The organism is Amycolatopsis heterodermiae (assembly GCF_034929455.1).
Classification (GTDB): domain Bacteria; phylum Actinomycetota; class Actinomycetes; order Mycobacteriales; family Pseudonocardiaceae; genus Amycolatopsis; species Amycolatopsis heterodermiae.
In genome coordinates this window covers 201,673-223,303 of record NZ_JAYFSI010000007.1, presented here as the reverse complement: position 1 = coordinate 223,303, position 21,631 = coordinate 201,673, and the positions used below count along the sequence as shown (strand labels likewise).

Annotated in this window: 22 protein-coding genes; 8 read left to right on the top strand and 14 right to left on the bottom strand. The window is 72.1% G+C overall.

Features of this window, described 5'->3' with window-relative positions:
- Positions 1 to 77: 77 nt before the first annotated feature.
- The 3 genes from VA596_RS28735 to VA596_RS28725 all read right to left on the bottom strand — a co-directional run bounded on the left by VA596_RS28735 (position 78) and on the right by VA596_RS28725 (position 4,307).
- The gene (locus tag VA596_RS28735) at positions 78 to 1,355 is read right to left on the bottom strand and encodes a sensor histidine kinase (RefSeq protein WP_323331298.1); all 1,278 of its coding nucleotides are present in this window, start codon (positions 1,353 to 1,355) and stop codon (positions 78 to 80) included.
- Between the two features lie 133 nt (positions 1,356 to 1,488).
- The gene (locus VA596_RS28730) at positions 1,489 to 2,928 is read right to left on the bottom strand and encodes a carboxylesterase/lipase family protein (protein ID WP_323331297.1); all 1,440 of its coding nucleotides are present in this window, start codon (positions 2,926 to 2,928) and stop codon (positions 1,489 to 1,491) included.
- Positions 2,925 to 4,307 carry an FAD-binding oxidoreductase gene (locus VA596_RS28725; protein WP_323331296.1) on the bottom strand — a complete coding sequence of 461 codons (1,383 nt, stop codon included), beginning with the start codon at positions 4,305 to 4,307 and terminating at the stop codon, positions 2,925 to 2,927. Before VA596_RS28725 ends, VA596_RS28730 begins: the two co-directional genes overlap by 4 nt.
- Before the next feature lie 201 nt (positions 4,308 to 4,508).
- Here VA596_RS28725 and VA596_RS28720 point away from each other — a divergent pair, with 201 nt between their 5' ends.
- Positions 4,509 to 5,408 carry an NmrA family NAD(P)-binding protein gene (locus VA596_RS28720; protein WP_323331295.1) on the top strand — a complete coding sequence of 300 codons (900 nt, stop codon included), beginning with the start codon at positions 4,509 to 4,511 and terminating at the stop codon, positions 5,406 to 5,408.
- Here the strand turns inward: VA596_RS28720 and VA596_RS28715 are convergent.
- The 3 genes from VA596_RS28715 to VA596_RS28705 are packed head-to-tail and all read right to left on the bottom strand — an operon-like array spanning position 5,396 to position 8,980.
- Entirely contained in the window at positions 5,396 to 7,582 is a 2,187-nt protein-coding gene (locus VA596_RS28715; protein WP_323331294.1) for a xanthine dehydrogenase family protein molybdopterin-binding subunit, read from the bottom strand. The genes VA596_RS28720 and VA596_RS28715 overlap by 13 nt on opposite strands.
- Positions 7,579 to 8,541 (bottom strand): FAD binding domain-containing protein, encoded by a 963-nt coding sequence (locus VA596_RS28710; RefSeq protein WP_323331293.1) that lies wholly within the window; start codon positions 8,539 to 8,541, stop codon positions 7,579 to 7,581. Before VA596_RS28710 ends, VA596_RS28715 begins: the two co-directional genes overlap by 4 nt.
- On the bottom strand, positions 8,528 to 8,980 hold the full coding sequence (locus VA596_RS28705) for a (2Fe-2S)-binding protein (protein WP_323331292.1): 453 nt from the start codon (positions 8,978 to 8,980) through the stop codon (positions 8,528 to 8,530). Before VA596_RS28705 ends, VA596_RS28710 begins: the two co-directional genes overlap by 14 nt.
- 205 nt (positions 8,981 to 9,185) lie before the next feature.
- Here VA596_RS28705 and VA596_RS28700 point away from each other — a divergent pair, with 205 nt between their 5' ends.
- Positions 9,186 to 9,773 carry a TetR/AcrR family transcriptional regulator gene (locus VA596_RS28700; RefSeq protein ID WP_323331291.1) on the top strand — a complete coding sequence of 196 codons (588 nt, stop codon included), beginning with the start codon at positions 9,186 to 9,188 and terminating at the stop codon, positions 9,771 to 9,773.
- 166 nt (positions 9,774 to 9,939) lie between these two features.
- Here the strand turns inward: VA596_RS28700 and VA596_RS28695 are convergent, their stop codons facing one another.
- On the bottom strand, positions 9,940 to 10,347 hold the full coding sequence (locus VA596_RS28695) for a histone-like nucleoid-structuring protein Lsr2 (RefSeq protein WP_323331290.1): 408 nt from the start codon (positions 10,345 to 10,347) through the stop codon (positions 9,940 to 9,942).
- Between the two features lie 467 nt (positions 10,348 to 10,814).
- Here VA596_RS28695 and VA596_RS28690 point away from each other — a divergent pair, with 467 nt between their 5' ends.
- Together VA596_RS28690 and VA596_RS28685 are read left to right on the top strand one after the other, a co-directional pair.
- Positions 10,815 to 11,348, top strand: a complete 534-nt coding sequence (locus VA596_RS28690; RefSeq protein ID WP_323331632.1) for an FkbM family methyltransferase — start codon at positions 10,815 to 10,817, stop codon at positions 11,346 to 11,348.
- Positions 11,349 to 11,555: 207 nt separating this feature from the next.
- Positions 11,556 to 11,864: a glycosyltransferase gene (locus VA596_RS28685; RefSeq protein WP_323331289.1), complete on the top strand. Its 309-nt coding sequence runs from the start codon at positions 11,556 to 11,558 to the stop codon at positions 11,862 to 11,864.
- A gap of 82 nt (positions 11,865 to 11,946) precedes the next feature.
- Here VA596_RS28685 and VA596_RS28680 read toward each other — a convergent pair whose 3' ends face one another.
- The gene (locus VA596_RS28680; RefSeq protein ID WP_323331288.1) at positions 11,947 to 12,225 is read right to left on the bottom strand and encodes a hypothetical protein; all 279 of its coding nucleotides are present in this window, start codon (positions 12,223 to 12,225) and stop codon (positions 11,947 to 11,949) included.
- 92 nt (positions 12,226 to 12,317) lie between these two features.
- Here VA596_RS28680 and VA596_RS28675 point away from each other — a divergent pair, with 92 nt between their 5' ends.
- Both VA596_RS28675 and VA596_RS28670 read left to right on the top strand, forming a co-directional pair.
- The gene (locus VA596_RS28675) at positions 12,318 to 12,590 is read left to right on the top strand and encodes a hypothetical protein (RefSeq protein WP_323331287.1); all 273 of its coding nucleotides are present in this window, start codon (positions 12,318 to 12,320) and stop codon (positions 12,588 to 12,590) included.
- Between the two features lie 71 nt (positions 12,591 to 12,661).
- The gene (locus tag VA596_RS28670) at positions 12,662 to 13,066 is read left to right on the top strand and encodes an STAS domain-containing protein (protein ID WP_323331286.1); all 405 of its coding nucleotides are present in this window, start codon (positions 12,662 to 12,664) and stop codon (positions 13,064 to 13,066) included.
- Here the strand turns inward: VA596_RS28670 and VA596_RS28665 are convergent.
- From VA596_RS28665 to VA596_RS28645, 5 genes are all read right to left on the bottom strand, one after another.
- The gene (locus VA596_RS28665) at positions 13,063 to 13,506 is read right to left on the bottom strand and encodes an ATP-binding protein (RefSeq protein ID WP_323331285.1); all 444 of its coding nucleotides are present in this window, start codon (positions 13,504 to 13,506) and stop codon (positions 13,063 to 13,065) included. The two genes, VA596_RS28670 and VA596_RS28665, sit on opposite strands and share 4 nt — an antisense overlap.
- Positions 13,507 to 13,584: 78 nt before the next feature.
- Positions 13,585 to 14,955, bottom strand: a complete 1,371-nt coding sequence (locus VA596_RS28660; RefSeq protein WP_323331284.1) for an MFS transporter — start codon at positions 14,953 to 14,955, stop codon at positions 13,585 to 13,587.
- A 15-nt stretch (positions 14,956 to 14,970) separates the two neighbouring features.
- Positions 14,971 to 15,885 carry an amidohydrolase family protein gene (locus VA596_RS28655; RefSeq protein ID WP_323331283.1) on the bottom strand — a complete coding sequence of 305 codons (915 nt, stop codon included), beginning with the start codon at positions 15,883 to 15,885 and terminating at the stop codon, positions 14,971 to 14,973.
- A gap of 7 nt (positions 15,886 to 15,892) precedes the next feature.
- Positions 15,893 to 16,915: an amidohydrolase family protein gene (locus VA596_RS28650; RefSeq protein ID WP_323331282.1), complete on the bottom strand. Its 1,023-nt coding sequence runs from the start codon at positions 16,913 to 16,915 to the stop codon at positions 15,893 to 15,895.
- Between the two features lie 78 nt (positions 16,916 to 16,993).
- Positions 16,994 to 17,569, bottom strand: a complete 576-nt coding sequence (locus VA596_RS28645; protein WP_323331281.1) for a TetR/AcrR family transcriptional regulator — start codon at positions 17,567 to 17,569, stop codon at positions 16,994 to 16,996.
- Between the two features lie 151 nt (positions 17,570 to 17,720).
- On the opposite strand from VA596_RS28645, the gene VA596_RS28640 reads away from it, so the two are divergent.
- Both VA596_RS28640 and VA596_RS28635 read left to right on the top strand, forming a co-directional pair.
- Positions 17,721 to 19,163: an MFS transporter gene (locus tag VA596_RS28640; protein WP_323331280.1), complete on the top strand. Its 1,443-nt coding sequence runs from the start codon at positions 17,721 to 17,723 to the stop codon at positions 19,161 to 19,163.
- Positions 19,160 to 20,347, top strand: a complete 1,188-nt coding sequence (locus VA596_RS28635) for a cytochrome P450 (protein ID WP_323331279.1) — start codon at positions 19,160 to 19,162, stop codon at positions 20,345 to 20,347. Before VA596_RS28640 ends, VA596_RS28635 begins: the two co-directional genes overlap by 4 nt.
- Before the next feature lie 47 nt (positions 20,348 to 20,394).
- Here the strand turns inward: VA596_RS28635 and VA596_RS28630 are convergent, their stop codons facing one another.
- Positions 20,395 to 21,573 (bottom strand): sialidase family protein, encoded by a 1,179-nt coding sequence (locus tag VA596_RS28630; protein ID WP_323331278.1) that lies wholly within the window; start codon positions 21,571 to 21,573, stop codon positions 20,395 to 20,397.
- Between the last annotated feature and the right edge of the window lie 58 nt (positions 21,574 to 21,631).

Genomic DNA, 21,631 nt, shown 5'->3' with positions numbered 1-21,631 from the left:
TGACGCCGGGAGTGGCTGGAATGCCAGATAGCGCCGAGATCCGGCCAGTGCTGGTGCCGCGTTCGACCGGGGAACGGCTAGCTCGGCACCCACAGGGTGACGCGGGTGCCGCGGCCCGGCTGGGAGTCCACCGTGCCGTGGCCGCCCACCTCGGCCAGCCGCGCCTTGATGGACTGGCTGATGCCGAAGCCCGGCGGCCGGTCGCGGACGTCGAAGCCCTGGCCCTGGTCGCGGGCGACCACCGCGATCCCGCCGTCGCGCTCCTCGACCCGCAGCACGACCTGCTTGGTGCCCGAGTGCTTCACGGTGTTGCGCAACGCCTCCCGGACCGCCTCGCACATCGCGGTCCGGCGGTCCTGCGAGAGCTTGTCGTCGTCGGCGAAGTCGGCGGCGACGAGCTGGGTGCGCAGGCCGTCGCGGGTCATCTCGGTGGCGACGTCGGCGAGTTCGACGGCGAAGCCGCGCGTGGAGCCGGACTCGACCGGCTCGGTGATCTTCCGGCGCAGCTCGCCCGCCTCGGCCTTGGCGATCGAGCGCAGCTCCTTGAGCCGGGCGACCGCCTGCGCGTCGTCGCCCGGGGCCGAGATCGCCAGCGCTTCGAGCGTCTGCAGGACGCTGTCGTGCATGATGCGCCGGGTCCGGCGGCGCTCGGCCTCGCGCCCGCGCCGCAGCCCGATGTCCAGGGCGAACCGGGTGCCGACGCCGAGCAGGATGAGGATGCCCGCGGCGAGCACGATGGCCACCGCGAGCGCGACCATGCAGCCGACCGAGCGAGTGAGGGCGAGCTGGTGGTCGAGCGGGAGGCCACCCGCGAGGGTGAGGGCCGACCGGAGGGGCAGCGCCGCGGCGAACAGCCAAAGCGCCGACGGCACGCCGGAGGTGCCCGCCCACATCGCGACCGTGCCGACCAGCCAGGTCCAGGAGACGTCGACGGCGAACGGCTGCACCGCGGCCGGGGCCGTCGCCGCGACGGCGAAGTTGAGCGCGACGCCGACCGCCAGATCCAGCGCGAGCGCGCGGCCGGTCGAGCGGGCCCGCAGGCCGCCGGTCCGCAGCAGCCAGACCGCCGCCGCGCTGTTGGCCGCGACGGCGAACACCGTCGCCGCGAGCACCGGCCCCAGCCCGAGGCTGCCGTTCGCGGCGGTGAACCCGATGAAGACCTTGATGAACGCGGCGATCCGGTAGGCCAGCGGCACGACCACCCAGTAGCGCGCGGCCCGGGCGAGCGTCGCATCGCCGACCGCGGTGAGGTCACCCTCGTCGTCGTCCGGTTCGAGGGGCTCGGCGGGCGTGCCGCGGCGCAACAACGTGCGGACGAACGCGCGCGGGGGCGCGTCAAAGCCCGCCTCGGGCATCGGTGTCCCCATTCATCCGGCCGTCCGGGCGGTTCGAGCCTCGCAGCGCGGCAGGGCCATGGTCAACCGTCCGGGTGACAAGTCTGCCCTGGTGGACCAAAGCCCGCCGTACGGGCGGGCGGCCGGGAAGTGATCAGTAGGTGGCCCCCGCGTGGAACGTCGTGTCCTCGCCGGTGTACTCCAGCCAGCCCGGCGAGCCGGTGGTGGCGAAGCGGTACCAGGCGCCGTTCAGGTCGTGGGCCAGCCGCCGCGGCGCGTCCTCGCCGAGCAGGCCGCGCGGCCCGGACAGCACGTCGAGGGAGTCGAAGACGAAGGGGAGCTCGAGGCCGTGGCAGGCGCCCATCCGGCCGTCGAGCAGCGGGGAGCGCCACTCGAACTCGTAGCGGAAGGTCCGGCCGGCGTGGTTCTCGGCCAGGTCGCGCACCGAGTCGCGGAAGACCAGGTCGGTCAGCGCGTCGACGAGCACCTCGCCCGCCACGCGCTCCCCGCCGAGGCCGTAGCGGTGCAGCACACCGGCCGGGTCGGGGTGCGACACGGCCAGCGACGCGACGGCCTGGTCGTCGGAGACGGCTTCCAGCACGCCGGTCGGCACCAGGTAGAGCCGCATCTCCTCGCGGCAGCTGCCGACGATCAGGTCTACGGCGGCGCCCGCGCCCGCCTTGATCGCCTTGCCCGGGTGCTGCGGCAGCACGTCGTCGCCGACCATCGGCAGGAACGGGCTGAGCCCGTAACCGCGGTCGTAACCCAGCGCGTCCCGCAGGTCGGGCGCGCCGCCCGGGCGCAGCACGGCGTCCTGGGCGTCGAGCAGCTGCTCGGTCGACACCTTGCGGAACGCCTCCGCGGTCGCCTCGACGTGCAGCTCGTCGGCGATGACGCGGGCGAGCCGCTTCGCCTCGACGACACCGCGGACCATGTCCGGGTGTCCACTTTGGACGATCGCCCGGCGGAACAGCCCGGTCGCGAGCGGGGAGCCGAGCAGGCACGCGACGCTCACCGCGCCGGAGGACTCACCGAAGAGCGTGATGTTCTCGGGGTCGCCGCCGAACGCCTCGATGTTCTCCCGCACCCACTTCAGCGCCGCGATCTGGTCGCGCAGGGCCAGGTTCGTCACGCCGCCCTCGAGCGGCAGGAACCCGTCGATCCCGAGCCGGTACTGCACGGTCACCAGGACCGCCCCGGCCCGCGCGAACGACGTGCCGTCGTAGACCGAAGCCGAGCCGGTGCCGCCGATGAACGCGCCGCCGTGCACGAACACGAGCACCGGCAGCCCGGCCGCGCCCGGGTCGGGCGTCCAGACGTCGGCCGTCAGGTACTCCGGCCCCGGCCGCCAGCCGGGGCCGACGATCGGGTCGAGGTCGAAGCCCGGCAGGTCACGGTGGCGCTGCGGGGCGGTCGGCCCGGGTCTCCGCGCGTCGCGGACGTCCTCCCACGGCGGTGCCGGCACGGCCTCGGCGAAGCGCAGCTCGCCCTCGGGCGCGGCGGCGTACGGGATGCCGCGGAACCGGGCGACGCCGTCCGCGGTGAGCTCCCCGCGGACCGCGCCGGACGTGGTGGAGACGATCGCGTCGGTCATGCGGGGGTCCCTTCGTGGAAAACCTTGCCGGGGTTGAAGATCTGCTGCGGGTCGAGTGCCCGCTTGACCGCGCGGTGCAGCTCGAGCACCGCCGGGCCGAGCTCCCGGGTCAGGCCGGGTTGCTTGAGGAGGCCGACGCCGTGCTCGCCGGTGACCGTGCCGCCGAGGTCGAGCGCGCCGGAGATGATGTCCTCGAACGCCGCCTGGGCGTTCTTCCGCGCGGTCTCGTCGCCGGGCGGGGTCACCAGCAGCGGGTGCAGGTTGCCGTCGCCGATGTGCGCGATGTTGGCGATCACGACGTCGTGGCGCAGCGCCGCCCGGTCGATCCGCGCGAGCATCTCGGGCACGGCCTGCGTCGGCACGCAGACGTCCTCGGTGAGCACCGGCCCGAGCCGTTCCAGGGCCGGGTAGGCGAGGCGGCGGGCGGCGAACAGCGCGTCGGCCTCGGCCTGGTCGGACGACTGGGCCGCCCAGGTCGCCCCGGCCTTTTCGAAGCATTCGAGCAGTACCGAGGCTTCGTGCTCGCCTTGGGCGCCGGGTGCGTCGGTGCGGCCCAGGAGCACGACGTTCGCGTCGGTGCTCAGGCCCATGTTCTTCCACGCGTCGACCGCGGCGAGGCAGTGCCGGTCGACGAGTTCGAGCGCCGACGGCAGGATTCCGCACGCCGCGACGGCCGCGGCGGCTTCCCCGGCGGCGACCGTCGTGTCGAAGTAGCCGGCCACCGTCCGCTCGGCGGCCCGTGCCGGGCGCAGCCGCAGGGTGACCTCGGTGATCACGCCCAGCGTGCCTTCGGAGCCGACCATCAGCCCGGCCAGGTCGTAGCCCGCCACGCCCTTCGCGGTGCGGCGGCCGAGCCGGACGAGCTCGCCGGTGCCGGTGACGACCTGCATGCCCAGGACGTAGTCGCGGGTGACGCCGTACTTCACGCAGCAGACGCCGCCGGCGTTGGTCGCCACGTTGCCGCCGATCGTCGACCACGGCGAGCTCGCCGGGTCCGGCGGGTACCAGAGCCCGCGTTCGGCGCAGGCGGCGCGCAGATCGTCGTTCACCACACCGGGTTCGACGACCGCGAGCCGTTCCTGCTCGTTGATCTCCTTGATGGCCCGCAGCCGGTCGGTCACCAGCACCACGCAGTCCTCGACGGCGTTCGCGCCGCCGGACAGCCCGGTGCCGGCGCCGCGGGTGACGAGCGGCGTGCCGTGGCGCAGGCACGACCGCACCACGGTCTGGACCTCTTCGGCGGTGTGCGGCCGGACCACGACGGCGGGCAGCGCGTGCGGCGCCCATTCGGCCTCGTCGTGGGCGAAGCCGCGCAGCACGTCGGGGTCGCGGACCAGCCGGTCGGCCGGCAGGGCGGCGGACAGGTCGTCGATCAGCATTCTCGGGGGACTCCTCGTTGTCGCCCGCAAGCCTAGGACGGCGGACCGGCCGCGTCATGGGCGAATCGGCCCGTGATCGTCGCGGATGGGTAACGGCCGGGCGGCCTGTCCGGGGGTAGTGGGTTTCATTACGCAACTCAGCAGATGGACGTGACTTTCTGGCACTATGAGGTGACAACACGCGAGCTGGGAGGACACCTCATGGCCGATCTCGTTCTCGTCACCGGCGCCGGCGGCGTGGGCCGTCTCGTCACCGAGCGGCTGTGCGCGCACGACCTGCCGGTGCGCGTGCTGGTCCGCCGCGACGACGAGCGGGCGGCCGAGGTCCGGGCGCTGGGCGCGGAGGTCGTCACCGGCGACCTGACCCGGCCCGAGACCGTGGCGGCCGCGCTCGACGGCGTCGGCCGCGCCTACTTCGGGCTCAGCGTCTCGCCGGACCAGCTGCTGGCCGCGACCGTGCTGGCCACCGTCGCCCAGGAGCTCGGCGCCCTCGACGTGCTGGTGGACATGTCGCAGATGACGGTCTCCCAGATGACCGTGGTCAGCACCGCGGAGTCCCGCCAGCAGCGGCTGCACTGGCTTTCGGAGCGGGTGCTGGACTGGTCGGGACTGCCCGTGGTGCACGTGCGCCCGACGTCCTTCCTGGACAACCCGCTGTTCACGACCTTGGCCGCGCGGTCGATCCGCGAGCGCGGCACGCTGGAGCTGCCGTTCGGGACGGGCCGCACGTCCCCGGTCGCCGCGGCCGACGTCGCCCGCGTGGTGGCGGCGATCCTGCGCGACCCGGGCGAGCACGCCGGGAAGGTGTACGAGCTGACCGGCCCGCGGACGCTCGACCTGGCCGGCGTCGCGGCGGAGTTCTCGGCGGCGCTCGGCCGCGAAGTGTCCTATGTGGACGTCCCGATGGACGTCTGGCGCGCCCGGGTGCTCGCGAAGGCGGGCCTGCCGCCGCACACCGAGCAGCACATCGCGACGATGGCGAAGCTGCACCGCGAAAACCGCTACGACCGCTCCACCGATGACGTCGAGCTGGTCACCGGGGAGCGGCCGCAGACCGTGGCGGAGTTCGTCGCCGGGCGCAAGGAGTTCTACACGGGCTGATCCGCCAGCAGGTCCTCGATCGCGATCGGGATGTGGCGGACCCGGACGCCGGTGGCGTTGTAGACGGCGTTGGCGATGGCCGCGGCCATCCCGACCGTGCCGATCTCGCCGAGCCCCTTGGCGCCCACGGCGTTGTGCAGCGTGTCCGGGTACTCGACGAAGTGGACGTCGACCTCCGGGATGTCCGCGTTCACCGGGAGCAGGTAGCTCGCGAAGTCGCCGTTGGCGAGCCGGCCGTTGGCCTCGATCTCCAGGCCCTCGTGCAGCGCGGCCGACACGCCCCAGATCATCCCGCCGATCAGCTGGCTGCGGGCGGCCCGCGCGTTGATGATCCGGCCGGTGTCGAAGACGCCGAGCATGCGTGACACCCGCACCTCGCGCGTCCACTTGTGCACGCGGACCTCGCAGAACTGCGCGCCGAACGAGCTGAAGGAGTGCTTGGTCAGCTCCTCGCCGGGAGCCGACGAGCCGGTGACCTCCAGCGACGTCCGGCCGACGGCCCGCAGCAGCTCGCCGAACGTCATCGACTTCCCGTCGGCCAGCACGCGGCCGTCGGCGTAGGTGACCTCGGCGCCTTCGAACGGCGCGCCCGGGTCGGCCGCCAGCGCGACCAGTTCGTCGATGGCCTTGGTCGCGGCGATCATGATGGCCGTGCCGACGCTCGCCGTCGCGGTCGAGCCGCCCGACAGCCCGCCCGGCGGGAGCGCCGAGTCGCCGAGCCTGGGCACGATCTTCTCCGGCGCGATGTCCAGCGATTCCCCGCCCACCAGCGAAAGCACGGTCAGCAGGCCGGTGCCCGGATCCGCGCCGCTCGTGGCGACGACGGCCGTGTCGTCGTCCAGCAGGGTGATGCCGACGGTCGCCGGGAAGCGCAGGGCGGGGAACATCGCCGTGGCCGTGCCGAGGCCGACCTGCCAGTCGCCGTCGGTGTGCCCGTGCGGCTTGCGGTGCGCCCAGCCGAACCGCTGCGCGCCGATCTGGAAGCACTCGTCGAGGTGCTTGCTCGACCACTGCAGGTCGTGGCCCGGCGGCGCGGTCGAGTTGTTCTTCTGGCGCAGCTCGATCGGGTCCATGTCGAGCGCGACGGCCAGCTCGTCGATCGCGCTCTCCAGCGCGAACGACCCGGGTGCCTCGCCGGGGGCCCGCATGAACGTCGTCGGCGGGATGTTGAGCGGCACCACCTTCTGGCTGATGTGCAGGTTGCGGGTGGCGTACCACTCGCGGGACGTGCCGTGCGACGTCGGCTCGACGAACGCGCGGTGGACGTCGGTGCTGCACCAGGAGTCGTGGCGCAGGGCGACGAGCGTGCCGTCGCGTTCGGCGCCCAGCGTCATCTTCTGGACCGTCGCCGCGCGGCCCGCGGTCGCGGTGAACACCTGCTCGCGGGTGAGCGCGGCCTTCACCGGCCGGTCGAGGGCCCGGGCCGCGGCGGCGGCCAGGAACGCCGGCGCGGACGTCCGGCCCTTGCCGCCGAACGCGCCGCCGACGTACGGGTTCAGCGTGTGCACGGCTTCAGGGGCCAGGTCCAGCGCGCTCGCCAGTTCCTGGGCCTGCAGGTGCGCGCCCTGGTTCCCGCTGTAGACGGTCAGCTCGCCGTCGTCCCAGACCGCGACGGCCGAGTGCGGTTCCATCGCGGCGTGGTTCTGGGTCGCCGTGTGGTAGGTCGCCTCGACGACCACCTGGCTCGACGCCATTGCGTCGTCGAAGGATTCGACGCCGTCTTCGAGGATCTCGAACGTCGGCGGGGTGCCGTCCCGGCTCGGCGGGGCGTCCTCCGCCGTGGCGAGGCCGTCCTCGAGCGAGGTCAGCGCCGGCCGCGTGCGGTAGGTGACCTCGACGAGCATCGCCGCGTCACGGGCCTGCTCGAAGGTCTCCGCCACGACGAAGCCGATCGCCTGGCCGTAGTAGTCGACCTCCTTGGTCTGCATGGGCACCCACGTCTCGCCGAACAGCGGCGAGACCGGGGTGCGCAGCTCCAGCGGGTCGAACGGCGAGTACACGCCGAGCACGCCGGGCGCGCTCTTCGCGGCGGTGACGTCCATCGCTTCGAGCTCGGCGCTGGCGACCGTGCTGAGCACGACGCAGCCGTAGACCATGCCGGGGAAGTGGTGGTCGGCGCCGTACTTGGCCCGGCCGGTGACCTTCACCGGCGCGTCGAGACGGGCGGCGGTCATCGGGTGCTCTCCTCGGTCAGTTCGAGCAAGGCGCGGACGAGGGTCCGCTTCAGCAGCGGCACCTTGAAAGCGTTTTCGGACAGCGGGCGGGCGCCGTCGGCGGCCACGGAAACGGCCTCCTCGAAGAACTCCTGCGTCGCGGGCTTGCCGCGCAGGGCGTCCTCGACGGCGGGCAGCCGCCACGGCACCGTCCCGACCCCGCCGGCGGCGATCCGGGCGTCGGCGACCACGCCGTCCCGGACGTCCAGCGCGACCGCGGCCGAGCACAGCGCGAACTCGTAGGACTGCCGGTCGCGCACCTTGACGTAGGTGGAGTTCGCGGCCCAGTCCAGCTTCGGCACGACGACCTCGGTGATCAGCTCGCCGGTGCGCAGGTCGTTCTCGACGCCGGGCGTGTCACCCGGCAGCCGGTAGAAGTCCGTGAGCTTCACGGTGCGGGTGCCGTCCGGGCCGGCCAGGCGCAGTTCCGCGTCGAGTGCGACCAGAGCGACGGCGACGTCACTGGCGTGCGTCGCCGCGCAGGAGTCGCTGGTGCCGAGGATCGCGTGCATCCGGTTGGCGCCGTCGAGCGCCGGGCAGCCGCTGCCGGGCACGCGCTTGTTGCACGGCGTGGCGACGTCGCGGAAGTACGAGCAGCGGGTGCGCTGCAGCAGGTTCCCGCCGATGCTGGCCATGTTCCGGATCTGCTGGGACGCGCTGAGCAGCAGCGCGCGGGAGATCGCCGGGTACACGCCGGGGTGGGCGGCGATGTCGCTCATCCGCTCCAGCGCGCCGAACCGCAGGCCGTCGGCCGTGTCGATGCCGCGCAGCGGGACGTCGTTGATGTCCAGCACGTGCTGCGGGGTGAGGACGTTCAGCTTCATCAGGTCGACCAGCGTCGTGCCGCCGGCCAGGAAGGTGCCGGGCGTGGCGAGCGCGTCGTCGAGGGTGGTGGGCGCGGTCAGCTCAAAGGGACGCATCGGCCCGCCTTGCCTGCTCGACGGCCGCGACGATGTTCGGGTAGGCCGCGCACCGGCAGAGGTTGCCGGACATGAACTCGCGCACGTCGGTGACGTCCTGCTCGACGGCCGCGACCGCCGACATGATCTGGCCGGAGGTGCAGAAGCCGCACTGCAGCGCGTCCTGGTCCACGAAGGCCCGCTGCACCGGGTGCAGGTCGTCCCCTGTGGACAGTCCTTCGACGGTGGTCACGGGCTGCTTGACAGCGGCCGCGAGGGTGAGGCACGACAGCACGGGCTTGCCGCCGACGTGCACCGTGCAGGCGCCGCACTGGCCCCGGTCGCAGCCCTTCTTCGGGCCGGTGACCTCGAGGCGTTCGCGCAGGGCGTCGAGCAGGGTGACGCCGGGATCGACGTCCAGGTGCTCGGTGGTGCCATTGACTTGGAGGGAGATGTCCACTGGTCTCTTTCCGCAGATCGTCCGGGTGGGAGCCTGAACGGCGTCGTGGTGGGAGCCAGGTGTACCGGATACTCATCCGCTTCACCTCTTCGCGAGGTTAGCGGATTACAATCCGCTTCGCAACGAGCCCGAGACCTGGAGTTGCTCCAGGTCAGAGCCCTGCTGCACTACATTCACCGTAGACGGACGACCACCGGGAGGGACGATGACGACGGGATCGGTCAGCCCCCGGCGCGCGGACACCCGGCGCAACCACGAACGCATCCTCGTCGCGGCCGCCGAGTCCCTCGCCGCCACCGGCGACGTCTCGTTCAACGCGATCGCGAAGCGCGCCGAAGTCGGCGTCGGCACGGTGTACCGGCACTTCCCGACCCCGGAGGCGCTGATCCTGGCGGTCTACGAACGTGAGGTGCGGCACCTCGTCGACGTCGTGCCGGTGCTGCTGGGCAAGTACGCGCCGCACGAGGCGTTCCGCGTCTGGGCGACCGACCACCTGGCGCACTACATGATGACCAAGCGCGGCCTGGCGGACGCCCTGCGCACGGCGACGGCGTCCCGCGGCGAGCTGCCGGCGAGCGCGTACGAGTCGATGGTCGGCGCGGTCACGACGTTGCTGAAGGCGAATGCCGAAGCGGGCGCGGTCCGCGCGGACCTGGACCCGGTGACGGTGCTGCGCGGCCTCGGCGGCCTGCTCTACCTCGACCCGAACGGGGAGTGGCGGCGGCACGCGGCGGACCTGGCGGATCTGCTGTGGCGGGGAATGGCCGCGCCCGGCGACGGACCCTGCCGCTGAAAGGCTCGCGGGTATTTCCACCGCGGTGACCAGCGAAATGACAACGACTGTCCGGTTCGTGCTTTCCGGAAACGCGACCCGGGAATCCACCGGCGGCGAGTGCTGGAGTCTCACCGCCGGTGGGCCGGCCTTCCCGATCTCTCCCCGGTGATCGGCACGCACGTCATTACTTCTTCGCGGCGGCGACCTTCTTGCGCGGCGCCCGCTTGCGGGCCGGTGCCGGGGCGGCGGCCTGCAGCTGCGCCTCGTCGTAGGCGTTGACGATCTCCGAGGACAGGCGGCCCCGCTCGGAGACGTCGTAGCCGTTCTCGTTGGCCCAGGCGCGGATCGCGCGCGAGCGCTCGCGGTCGGCCGAGCTCGCGGCCGTCGACTGGCCGGTCGCCACGCGCACCTTGCGGCCACCGGTCTTGCGGCCCGCGGCGATGAACCGGGAGAGCTCCTCGCGCAGCGCGGCGGCGTTGTCGTCCGAAAGGTCGATCTCGTAGCTGACGCCGTCGAGGCCGAACGGAACGGTGTGGCTGGCGGGGCTGCCGTCGATGTCGTCCAGCATTTCGACGAGGACCTTCTGGGCCATGGGGCTGCTCCTTGACGTTGATGTCCGTAGTGCGACTGTGACCGAACGCACGATAAATGCCCGATCCACTGTGGAGCGTAGCAGCTGACATACCGGCGCGTATGTATCCGGACCGGGTTGAGCTAATCAAGCGGCGCTCAAATTCGCCGTTTAGTCTCCGGATCCCCCCCCCCACACTTCCCGGGCCGGCGGGTGGTCCGGCGCCGGGGAAACAGGGGGCACGATCTTCCACGGCAACTGCTACCGGGTCCTCGCGATCGAGCCGATGCCCGAGACCTACGCCGCCCTCGAAGCGAATCTCGGCCGGCACGGCTGCCTCGGCGTCACCCCGCTGCGGGCGGCGCTCGGCGCGCGGCGGAGGGCGAGGTCGCGTTCACCTATTTCGAAGACCTGCCGGGCAATTCGACGCGCTACCCGGACCTCAAGGCCGACGTGGTCCGGCTGCCGGGAACGGCGGCCGAACGTGAATACCGCGAGCGCCTTTTCGCGACGGCCTCCGAAGTGCGGATGCCGGTCGAACCCTGCTGAAGGTCGACGTCGAAGGCGCGGAGGCGGACGTGCTCGCCGGAATCGCGGAAACCGACTGGCCCCGGATCCGGCAGGTCGTGCTGGAGACGCAGCACGCAGGGCCGCACCTCCGCGCGCTGCTGGCCGCGCGCGGCTTCACCGTCACCACCGCGCGCCCCGAGGGTGTGCTCGCCGGGCTGGGCACCGAGACCGTGCGGGCGTGGTGCCGGTGCTCGTGCCGGTGGCGAAGGCGCTGCACCGGGCCGGGCACGCCGTCGCCGTCGCCGTCGCGACCGCCCCGGCGATGGCGGACGAGCTGGCGCGCCACGGCATCGAGCACGTGGTGCTGCCGCACGTGCGCACGCCGGAGCAGCTCCTCGCCGACCCCGCCGTCCTGTCGAGCCCCGGCGTGCCGGGCGCCGAGGACGAGGAAGCCGCCGGCACCGCCCGCGCCCGCGAAGAGCCGGGCCGCTGGCCGGGATCTTCGCGCGTGACCTCATCGCGGCGGCGCGGCGGTGGCGGCCGGACGTGCTGGTGCGGGAGTGCAACGAGTTCGGTGGCTACCTGGCCGCGGTCAAGCTCGGGCTGCCGCGCGCGGTGCTCGACATCGCGCCGTTCACCGCGGCGAGCTGCCGGGTCCGGCGGTGCTGTCCACCGGCCCCGCCTCGTGGACCGGACCGCGGCCGTCGAACGTCCGGATCGTGCCGTTCGCGCCGCAGGCACGGCTGCTCGGCCGCGCGTCGGTTTTCCTGTCCCATGGCGGGTTTGGTGGTGTCCAGGAGGCACTTCGCGCCGGGACGCCGATGGTGGTGCTGCCGTTGTTCGCCGACCAGCCGGCCAATGCTCGCCGGATTGCCGAGTTGGGTCTTGGTGTGGCGGTGGATCCGAGCCTCGTTTCGCCTGAGGTGTTGGCTTCGGCGTGTCTTCGGGTGCTTGACTCGGAGTTTCGGGGCCGGGCGGGGTCGGTGCGGGAGTTGCCGGGGTTCGAGGTTCTTGCCGCGTTGCGCTGAGCGCACTGGGAAACGTGGGGTTGTCGGCCAAGTTCCGCTGGGTGACCGGGCTCCTCCGCGATGGCACCGGAAACCATGGTGGTCAACCATTCTTTTGCACGGCGAAACGCTGTTCTGTCCTGCCCGGAAAACGAAGGGAACAATCACGGAGTTCGACGTCCGGCCGATTTCGGGAGCGCTCGACCCCGAGGCGCACAAGGTGTTCGGCCGCCGGTTCGGGGAGCTGGAGGTGCACCCGTTTTTGCCGAAGCTGCCGGGCCACGACGAACTGGTGGTGCTCGACTCCGACCAGGGCGCGCGCGCCGACGGGCTGCAGCTCGTCGAATGCCCGCCGGGCGGGCGGGGACACGATGTGGAGCAACCAGTACCTCGCCTACGAAGCGGATGTTCACCCGCCGGATCCCGTAGCTGACGCCGGGGGAGAGCGCGGCGCTGCTGGCCCAGCTCTGCTAGGTGGCCGAAAGCCCGCAGCGCGTCTGCCGGTACCACTGGCGGCCGGGGGTGATCGCGGTCTGGGACAACCGGGCCACCCGGCACTACGTGGTCAACGACTACACCGGCCGGCGGGCGAGCAGCCGCGCCGGCCGCACCACGAGGGAGCCGCCGACACGCCGTGGTGACCTGTTGCTGCGAACAGGTCACACGGTGGCTCGCACAGGTGTGCGGTACGGTCGGCACGCAGCGGTTCAACCGGCAGCCGTCGCACCCCGAGACCCACGGCCCTGATTCGGGGCCGGTGTGGGACTGGACTGGTGCACGAGCGGTTTGGCCTCACGGTTCACCCAGGAGGCTTCCGCATGTCCACCGTTCCGCTGCCCGGCCTGAGAGATCCGGCGCCCGTCGGGACCTTCGCCGTCACGACGACCGCCGACTCGACCGTGGTGTCGGCCACCGGCGAACTCGACGTCAGTGTCATCGGCCACTTCACCGGAATCCTCGAGCGGGAGCTCGGCCTCCGGCCCCGCGTCCTCGTGGTCGACGCCTCGGCCGTGACGTTCTGCGCCGCCCGCGCGCTGACCGTGCTGATCAACGCCGCCTCGGACGCGCACGCGGCCGGGGTGCCGTTCGCCGTGGTCACCCGCAGCCGCGCGGTGCTGCGCCCGCTGACCGTCCTCGGTCTCGAGCGGGTCCTGCCGGTGCACGGCGACCTCGCCGCGGCGCTCGACTGGCTGGCTCTCCTGCCGGCGCTGACTTCCCGCTAGTTCCGGCTCGCCCAGGCCCGCGGGCACGGCTCGCCGGAGGTCGCGCACTGCAGGCGGGCCCACACGAGCTTGCCGTCGTCGTGGTGGCTCACGCCCCACGCCAGGCACAGCCGGTCGACCACCCGCAGGCCGCGGCCGCCGTCGCGCGTGGGCACCCGCAGGTGCGGCGTCCCGGCGCCGTCGTCCGCGACAGCCACGGTCACCTCGCACGGCCACGCCGTCCGGCGCAGCCGCAGCTCCACGGGGCCGCCGGCGTGCAGGTAGGCGTTGTCCAGCAGCTCTCCGGCGACCAGCAGCGCGTCCAGCCGGTGCGGGTCGCCGAGCGCGGTCAGCTGCGCCTGCGCCCACATCCGGGCTTCCGCCAGGCCCGACGGGTCGGCGCCGGCCACGTCCAGGGTCTGCCAGCCCGGCTGGTCCGCCAAGGTCCAGTTCACCGGCACGATGCGACTCCTCCCGAGGGCGCGCACCCGGGGGTGCGACGTCCTCCTACGAGGATCGGTTACCCGTGACAGCGGCCGTTACCCGCGAATCGGCGTGCCGGTATTTTTCGGTTCGGCCGTTTCGGCGCGCGACCGTCCCGGGCGGGTCCGGGGACCGAACAGGGCCAGCACGACCGCGCCGACCAGCCAGGTGCCGGCGATGAAGAGGAAAACGCTCTGGTACCCGCTGCCGTTGTACAGCGCGGCGACGATCAGCGGGCCGGCCGCGTTCGACAGCCGCCCGAGGCCGTAGGAGACGCCGGTGCCCAGTGAACGGGCGCGGGTGTCGAACAGTTCGGGTGAATAGGCGTAGCCGAGTGCGGTGTACCCGCGCTCGAACAGGTTCACCAGGAACCCGAAGACCACGATCAGGACCGGGTTGAACGTCAGCCCGTAGAGCAGGCCGCACAGCGCGATCACCGAGCCGAACGCGACCAGGCACCACTTGCGCTCGAAGCGGTCGGTGACCAGGGCGGCCAGGTACGACCCGAGCGGCGCGCCGACGGTGGTGAGCGCCACGTAGAAGACCGACTTCTCGACGCTGAAGCCCTCCTGGGCCAGCAGCGTGGGCGCCCAGCTCGAGTAGCCGAAGAAGCCGATCGTCTGCGTCACCCACACGACCGTCAGCAGCAACGTGGGCCACAGGTATTTCTTCTGCATCAGCAGCCGCAGCGGGGCCTTGGTCACCGGGGCCTCTTCGACGGGCGGCTCGGGCTCGGGCAGCGGGCCCTTCTCCGCCGCGACGCGCTCCTCGATCTCCCGCAGGATCTCGTCCGCCTTGGCGTGGTCGCCGCGGCTCTCGTGCCAGCGGGGCGACTCCTTGAGGTGCCGCGTGAAGAAGACGAGCAGCACGCCGAGCGCGCCCCAGAGGTAGACCAGCCGCCACGACCAGTCGTTGATCGGCACCACGGCGCTGGCGATCAGGTTGGTGACCGGCGTGCCGCAGATGCCGATCACGATCGCGTACGCCTGGTACTTGCCGCGGCTGGTCGCCGGGTACAGCTCGTTGACGTAGATGACCGCGACGACGGTCATCGCGGACAGCCCCGCCGACGTCAGCACGCGGAACACGCCCAGCGAAACGACGTCCCACGAGAACACCGCCGCGAACGAGAACACGCCGAACCACAGGGTCGTCCACAGCAGCGTCCGCTTGCGGCCCCACCGGTCGGCCAGTCCACTGGCGACGATCGCCCCGAAGAACATCCCGACGAACGACAGCGAAGTGACGTACGCGACCTGGTTGACCGTCACGCCCCACAGCTTGATCAGCTTGGGCGCGGTGGTGGCGAAGCTGTTGATGTCCGCGAACTCGAAGAAGTAGGCGAACGAGACGGCGAGCAGGGTGATCTTGTGGAACCGGGAGATCGGCAGGCGGTTCAGCCGGTTCAGGGAGTTGGCTTGCTGCATGGGGGTTCCTGTCGCTCAGGCGTCATTGCCGGGCCAGTACAGGCGCGTCGGGTTCGTCACGAGCAGCTTCCGCTGCTGGTCGGTGGTCACCGCCACCTGCGGCACGTGGTCGACCAGCAGGCCGTCGTCCGGCATGTGGCCCAGGAGGTTGGGGTGCGGCCAGTCGCTGCCCCACAGCACGCGGTCGGGGAACTCCGCCACGACCCGGCGGCCGAACGGGACGACGTCGCGGTAGGCGTGCTGCTCGCCGCCGAGGGCCGGCGGCCCGGTCACGGTCAGGCGCTCGGGGCAGCTGACCTTGACCCAGACGTCGTTGCGGTCGACGAAGCGCAGGAAGCGGCCGAACTGCGGCCCGGCCACCGGCTGGGTGACGTCCGGCCGGCCCAGGTGGTCGATCACCAGCGGTGTCGGCAGCGAGCCGAAGAACCCTTCCAGCTCAGGCAGGTCGGCGCTTTCGAAGTACAGCACGACGTGCCAGCCGAGCGGGGCGATCTTCTTCGCGATGGTGCTCAGGTCCTCGTGCGGGGCGGCGTCGACCAGGCGGCGCACGAAGTTGAACCGCACCCCGCGCACGCCGGCCTCGTCGAGTGCGCGCAGCTCGCGCGGGCTGACGTCCGGACGCACGGTGGCGATGCCCCGCGCCCGGCCGTCCGCCGCGCGGACGGCGTCGAGCATGGCGGAGTTGTCCGCGCCGTGGCAGGTGGCCTGGACGATGACGGAGCGGGTGACGCCCAGGTGGTCGCGGAGGGCGAACAGGTCGTCCTTGCCGCCGTCGCACGGGGTGTACTTGCGTTCGGGGGCGAAGGGGAACTCGGCCTGCGGGCCGAAGACGTGGCAGTGCGCGTCGACGGTTCCGGGTGGGAGCCGGAACCTCGGCTTCGACGGGTTCGCGTACCAGTCGAGCCAGCCGGGGGTTTTCAGTGCGGTCATGGGGTTCTCACCGCCCCTGGCGCTTGAGCAGGGCGTCGAGGCGGGGGTAGACGGCGCGGGCGTTGTGCTCCCGGATCGCGGCCTGGTCCACTTCGGACAGTTTGGCGGCCTCGACGTACCGGCGCGTGTCGTCGAAGTGGTGGCCGGTGCGCGGGTCGACGTCGCGGACCGCGCCGATCATCTCCGAGGCGAACAGGATGTTCTTCGCCGGGACGACGTCGAACAGCAGGTCCGAACCGGGCTGGTGGTAGACGCAGGTGTCGAAGAAGACGTTGCCCAGCAGGTGTTCTTCCAGCTCCGGCTTGCCCAGCGCCAGCGCGAGGCCGCGGAACCGGCCCCAGTGGTAGGGCACCGCGCCGCCGCCGTGCGGGATGACCAGCCGCAGGGTCGGGAAGTCCGCGAACAGGTCACCCTGCAGCAGCTGCATGAACGCCGTGGTGTCGGCGTTGAGGTAGTGCGCGCCGGTGGTGTGGAACGCGGGGTTCACGCTCGTGCTGACGTGGACCATCGCCGGGATGTCGTACTCCACCATCTTTTCGTAGACGGGGTACCACGACCGGTCCGTGAGCGGCGGCGCCGTCCAGTGCCCGCCGGAGGGGTCCGGGTTGAGGTTCAGCGCGACGGCGCCGTACTCCTCGACGCACCGCGTCAGCTCCGGGATGCAGGTGGCCGGGTCGACGCCGGGGGACTGCGGGAGCATCGCGGCCGGCGCGAACCGCCCGGGGTAGAGCGCGCTGACGCGGTAGCAGAGTTCGTTGCAGAGCGCGGCCCACTCCGACGACGTCGCGAAGTCCCCGACGTGGTGGGCCATGAACGACGCGCGCGGCGAGAAGATCGTCAGGTCGATGCCGCGTTCGTCCATCAGCCGCAGCTGGTTCGGCTCGATCGTCTCGCGCAGCTCGTCGTCGCTGATCCGCAGGTCGGCGCGCGCCGGGGCCGGGCCGCCGGACAGCGCCGCGACCTGCCGGTCACGCCACGCGGCCAGCGCGGGAGGTGCGGTCGTGTAGTGCCCGTGGCAGTCGATGAGCATGCCTGCACCCTAATCGTCGATGAAATTGTTGACAATATCTACGACGAAAAGTTCTGCGGGAGGTGACGTGCGAGGGGGTCAGCCGAGGTCGAGCAGCGAGGCGGCCATGCGGTCGACGTACTCGCCGATCGCTTCACGGTCCGCGGCGGTCAGGGCCTTCGCGCCCACCTTGCCGCGCAGCACCGCGACCCCGGTGATCAGCGCGGCCAGCAGTTCCGCGCGCAGCGCGCGGTCCGGCCCGCTCAGGCGCGGGGCCAGCTGCTCGTCGAACGCGCGCTCGATCCGCTCGCGCACGACGGCCCGGATCATGTCGTCGTTCGCCGCGGTCACCAGGCCGGACAGGCCGCCGGGGTGCTCGGCGCCGACGTTCAGCGCGCGCTCCAGCAGGGCGCGGGGGAGGTCCTTCAAGGGGAGGTCCGTCGTCATGGTGTCGGCGGAGTCCCAGCCCCGGTCCGCCGCCTCGGCGAACAGCTTCTCCTTCGACCCGAAGTAGCGGTAGACCAGCGCCTGGTTCACCCCGGCGCGGGCCGCGACGTCGCGGGTGCTCGTGCCCTCGACGCCGTGTTCGCTCAGCAGCGTCCGGGCCGCCATCAGCAGCGCTTCCCGGGTCGCCGCCGCGTCACGGCGGCGGGCGCGCGGTGTCGCCGTGTCCATCGCCGGCCTCCGTTTCGTCGGTGTCCGCAGTGTAGACCAGCGCAAACGTGCTGTGAGCGTGATCACCGCGCGGTTAAGTAGTCACTCGTTGACTTGGCTTCCGGCCCCTGACTACCGTGGAAGTCGTCAGTTGACTACAAAGGAGAATCCCGTGTCCGACACCCTCACCGCCCCCGCGCCCGCGCGCCCCGGCCGGCGCGCGGAGTCGCATCCGACGGCGGTGCTGCTGGTGCTGGCGCTGTCGACGTTCGCGATCGTCGTCATGCAGAGCATGGTCCTGCCGATCCTGTCCGGCCTCGCGCAGTCGCTGAACGTCTCGCTGGCCGACGTCTCGTGGGTCGTGACCGTCAACATGCTCTCGGCCGCGGTGTTCACGCCGGTGCTCGGTTCCCTCGGCGACAAGCTGGGCCGCAAGCGCGTCCTCATGGCGACCCTGGCGCTGACCACGCTCGGCTCGGTGCTGGTCGCGGTGTCGACGTCGATGGGGGTCGTGCTGGCCGGCCGCGCCCTGCAGGGCATGGGCTTCGCCGCGATGCCGCTGGCCATCGGGATCGTCCGCTCGATCTTCCCGCCCGAACGCGTGCCCTCGAGCATCGCGCTGCTGAGCGCGCTGACCGGCATCGGCGCGGGCGCGGGCCTGCTCGTGTCCGGGCTGCTGGTGCAGGCGGGCGTCTCCGCGCAGGGCATGTTCTGGATCTCGGCCGCGGTCACCGCGCTCGGCCTGCTCGGCACGGCGGTGCTGATCCGGCTGCCCGAAACGGCGGGCAAGTTCTACGTCGACGTCCTCGGCCTGCTGACGCTCGCCGGCGGCCTGGTGTGCCTGGTCCTCGGCATCAACCGCGGGCCGTCGTGGGGCTGGGGCTCGGGGACCGTGCTCGGCCTGTTCGCCGGCGGGGTGGTGCTGCTCGTCGCGTGGGTGTTCGTCGAACGGCGGGTGCGTGAGCCGCTGGTCGACATCGCGATGATGCGCACCCCGGTCGTGCTCGGCACCAACATCGCCACCTTCCTCACCGGAGCCGGCATGTACGGCGCGTTCATCCTGGTGATCCAGTTCGTGCAGACGCCGGCCAAGGTCGGGTACGGCTTCGGGGCCGACGCGCTCGGCGCGGGCCTGACGCTGCTGCCGCTGACCGCGGGCACGCTGCTCGCCGCCGGCGCGGTGTCGATGCTGATCCGCCGCGTCGGGCCCAAGTGGCCGATGGTGCTCGGCACGGTCGTCGCGACCGCGACGTTCGCCTTCCTGCTGGCCTTCCACGCCGAGCACTGGCACTTCTACGTCGCGACCGGCCTGCTCGGCCTCGGGCTGGGGCTGGCGTTCGGCGCGATCCCGACGTTGCTCAACAGCGGCGTCACCCCCGAGCAGACGAGCGTCGCCAACAGCGTCAACCAGACGCTGCGCTCGATCGGCGGCTCCATCGGCACGGCGGTGGCGTCGGCGATCCTGGCCGCGACCCTGCTGCCCGGCCTCCCCCTGCCCACGGTCGGCGCGTACACCACCGCGTTCACCGTGTCCGGCGCGATCTGCGTGCTCGCGGTCGTCGCCGCCGTGCTCGTCCCGTACCGCCACCGCGAAACCACGAAGGAGTCTCGATGACGAGGGCGTATCCCTTCAGTGAGCCGGAAAAGCTGGACATCGAGCCGCTGTTCGAGAAGCTGCGCAGCGAAGAGCCGCTCAGCCGCGTGACCATGCCCTACGGCGAACCGGCTTGGCTGGCGACGCGCTACGAGGACGTCAAGGTGGTCCTCGGCGACCCGCGCTTCAGCCGCGCGGCCGCGACCGGGCGCGACGAGCCGCGGCTGCGCCCGCACCTGCCGCCGCCGGGCAACATCCTCAGCCTCGACCCGCCGGACCACAGCCGGCTGCGGCGGCTGGTGATGAAGGCGTTCACCATGCGCCGGATCGACGCGCTGCGGACGCGGGCGCAGGAGATCGCCGACGGGCTCGTCGACGCGATGCTCACCGAGGGCCCGCCGGCCGACCTGGTGGAGGCCTTCGCGCTGCCGTTCCCGGTGACGGTGATCTGCGAGCTGCTGGGCGTCCCGTTCGAGGACCGCGGCGACTTCCGCGTCTGGTCCGACGCGTTCCTCTCGACGACGAAGTTCACGCCGGACGAAGTCCTCGACGCGATGACGAAGATGCGCGAGTACATGGCCGGCCTGATCGCCGTGCGCCGCGAGACGCCGCACGACGACCTGCTCGGCGCCCTGGTCGTGGCCCGCGACGAAGACGACCGGCTCTCGGAGGAGGAGCTGCTGTCGCTGGCGCAGACGCTGCTGGTGGCCGGCCACGAGACGACGGCGTCGCAGATCCCCAACTTCGTCTACGCGCTGCTCACGCACCCGGGCCAGCTGGCGCTGCTGCGCGCCGACCTGAGCCTGGTGCCGAAGGCGGTCGAGGAGCTGATGCGGTTCGTCCCGCTCGGTACCGGCGCCGGGATCGCGCGGTACGCGCTGGAGGACGTCGAGCTGGGCGGGGTGACGGTCCGGGCGGGGGAGCCGGTGCTGCCCGCGCTGGCGTCGGCCAACCGCGACGACGCGGTGTACGCGGACCCGGAGGTGCTGGACCTGCTGCGTGGGGAGGCGACGCACATCGGGTTCGGCCACGGCGCCCACCACTGCCTGGGCGCGCCGCTGGCCCGGATGGAACTGCAGGTGGCGCTGGAAACGCTGCTTCGGCGGCTGCCCGACCTGCGCCTGACCGACGGCGAATCCGGCCTCGACTGGAAGAAGGGGCTCTCGACGCGCGGCCCGCTGCAGCTGCCGCTGGCCTGGGGCTGAGCGGGGCGTCCCGCACCCCGGCCGCGCGCCGGGGTGCGGGACCGGGCTCAGCGCACCTGCGTGAGCGGGATGCGCTGGAACACCACGGTTTCGTACGGTCCGGCGGTGCCCGTCTCGTACAGCAGCCCGACGGTGAGCGGGTCGGCCTGCACGAGGTCGGAGTACGCCGCGGGCCCGGTGGTCAGCGTCCGGCCCGGGGTCCAGGTGTGCCCGCGGTCGGTGCTCAGCCGCAGCTGCATCACCGCGCGCGTCGCGGGGTCGGACGGGCCGGAGTACAGCAGCAGCCACGGGATCGTCGTCTGCAGCACGCTGCCCTCGACCTTCGTCCCGGACAGCGACGGCTGCACCCGGTACGGCCGCACGAGCGTCTTCCCGCCGTCCACGCTGTAGCCGTCGACGCGGTGCTCGGCCGCGGAACCCTGGTTGCGGCTGGAGAAGTAGAGCGTGCCGTCGGGCAGCTCGGTCGTCGACGTCTCGTTCGCGGCGACCACGCCGTCGGTGCGGTCGTCGGTGAAGCCGATGTGCCAGGTGCGGCCGTTGTCGTCGCTGTAGAGGTCGTGGCCGCCGTAGTACTTCGCCTCGGTGCCGACGTCGGCGGAGCCGGCCGGCGGGGAGCTGGAGTGGTTGGCGGGCACCACGATCCGGCCCGCGTGGGGGCCGTGCCGCAGCAGCGTGGCGTGCCCGGGACCGGTGGCGTACCACCGCCAGCCGGGTAGCTTCGTGTCCGCGGTGATGTCGCGCGCGGCGCTCCAGGTACGGCCGTTGTCGGTGCTGCGCTGGACGAACACCCGGCGAGTGTCCTGGTCGGACGCCTGGCCGGACATGATCTGCTTCTCCGACACGAGTCCGTTGTGGACGGTCAGCAGCACGAGGTCGCCGTTGCGCGCGGCCACCGGCGTTGGGTTGCCGGCCGTGGCGTCACCGTTGGTGGTGACCACGGAGAGCGGGCCCCAGGTGCACCCGCCGTCACGGGAGCTGCGCGACACCGTCTGGATGGCGCCGGAGTCGCCGGCCGAGTCGCGCCGGCCTTCGGCGAAGGCCACCAGCGAGCCGTTCGCGGCGCGCACGACCGCGGGGATGCGGAAGGTGTCGTAACCCTCGGTGCCGGAGGTGAACGGCACCGAGGACGAGCATCCTCCGGTGGCGGCCGAGGCCGCGGGGGTGAAGGGCAGCCAGACCACGGCCGCGGCCAGCAGCATCGTGCCGAACCTGCGTTTCGGTGACACCGGTTCCGCCTCCTCGCTGAGGGGATGGGGGTGGTAGGACATGGGATGTCCGACGTCC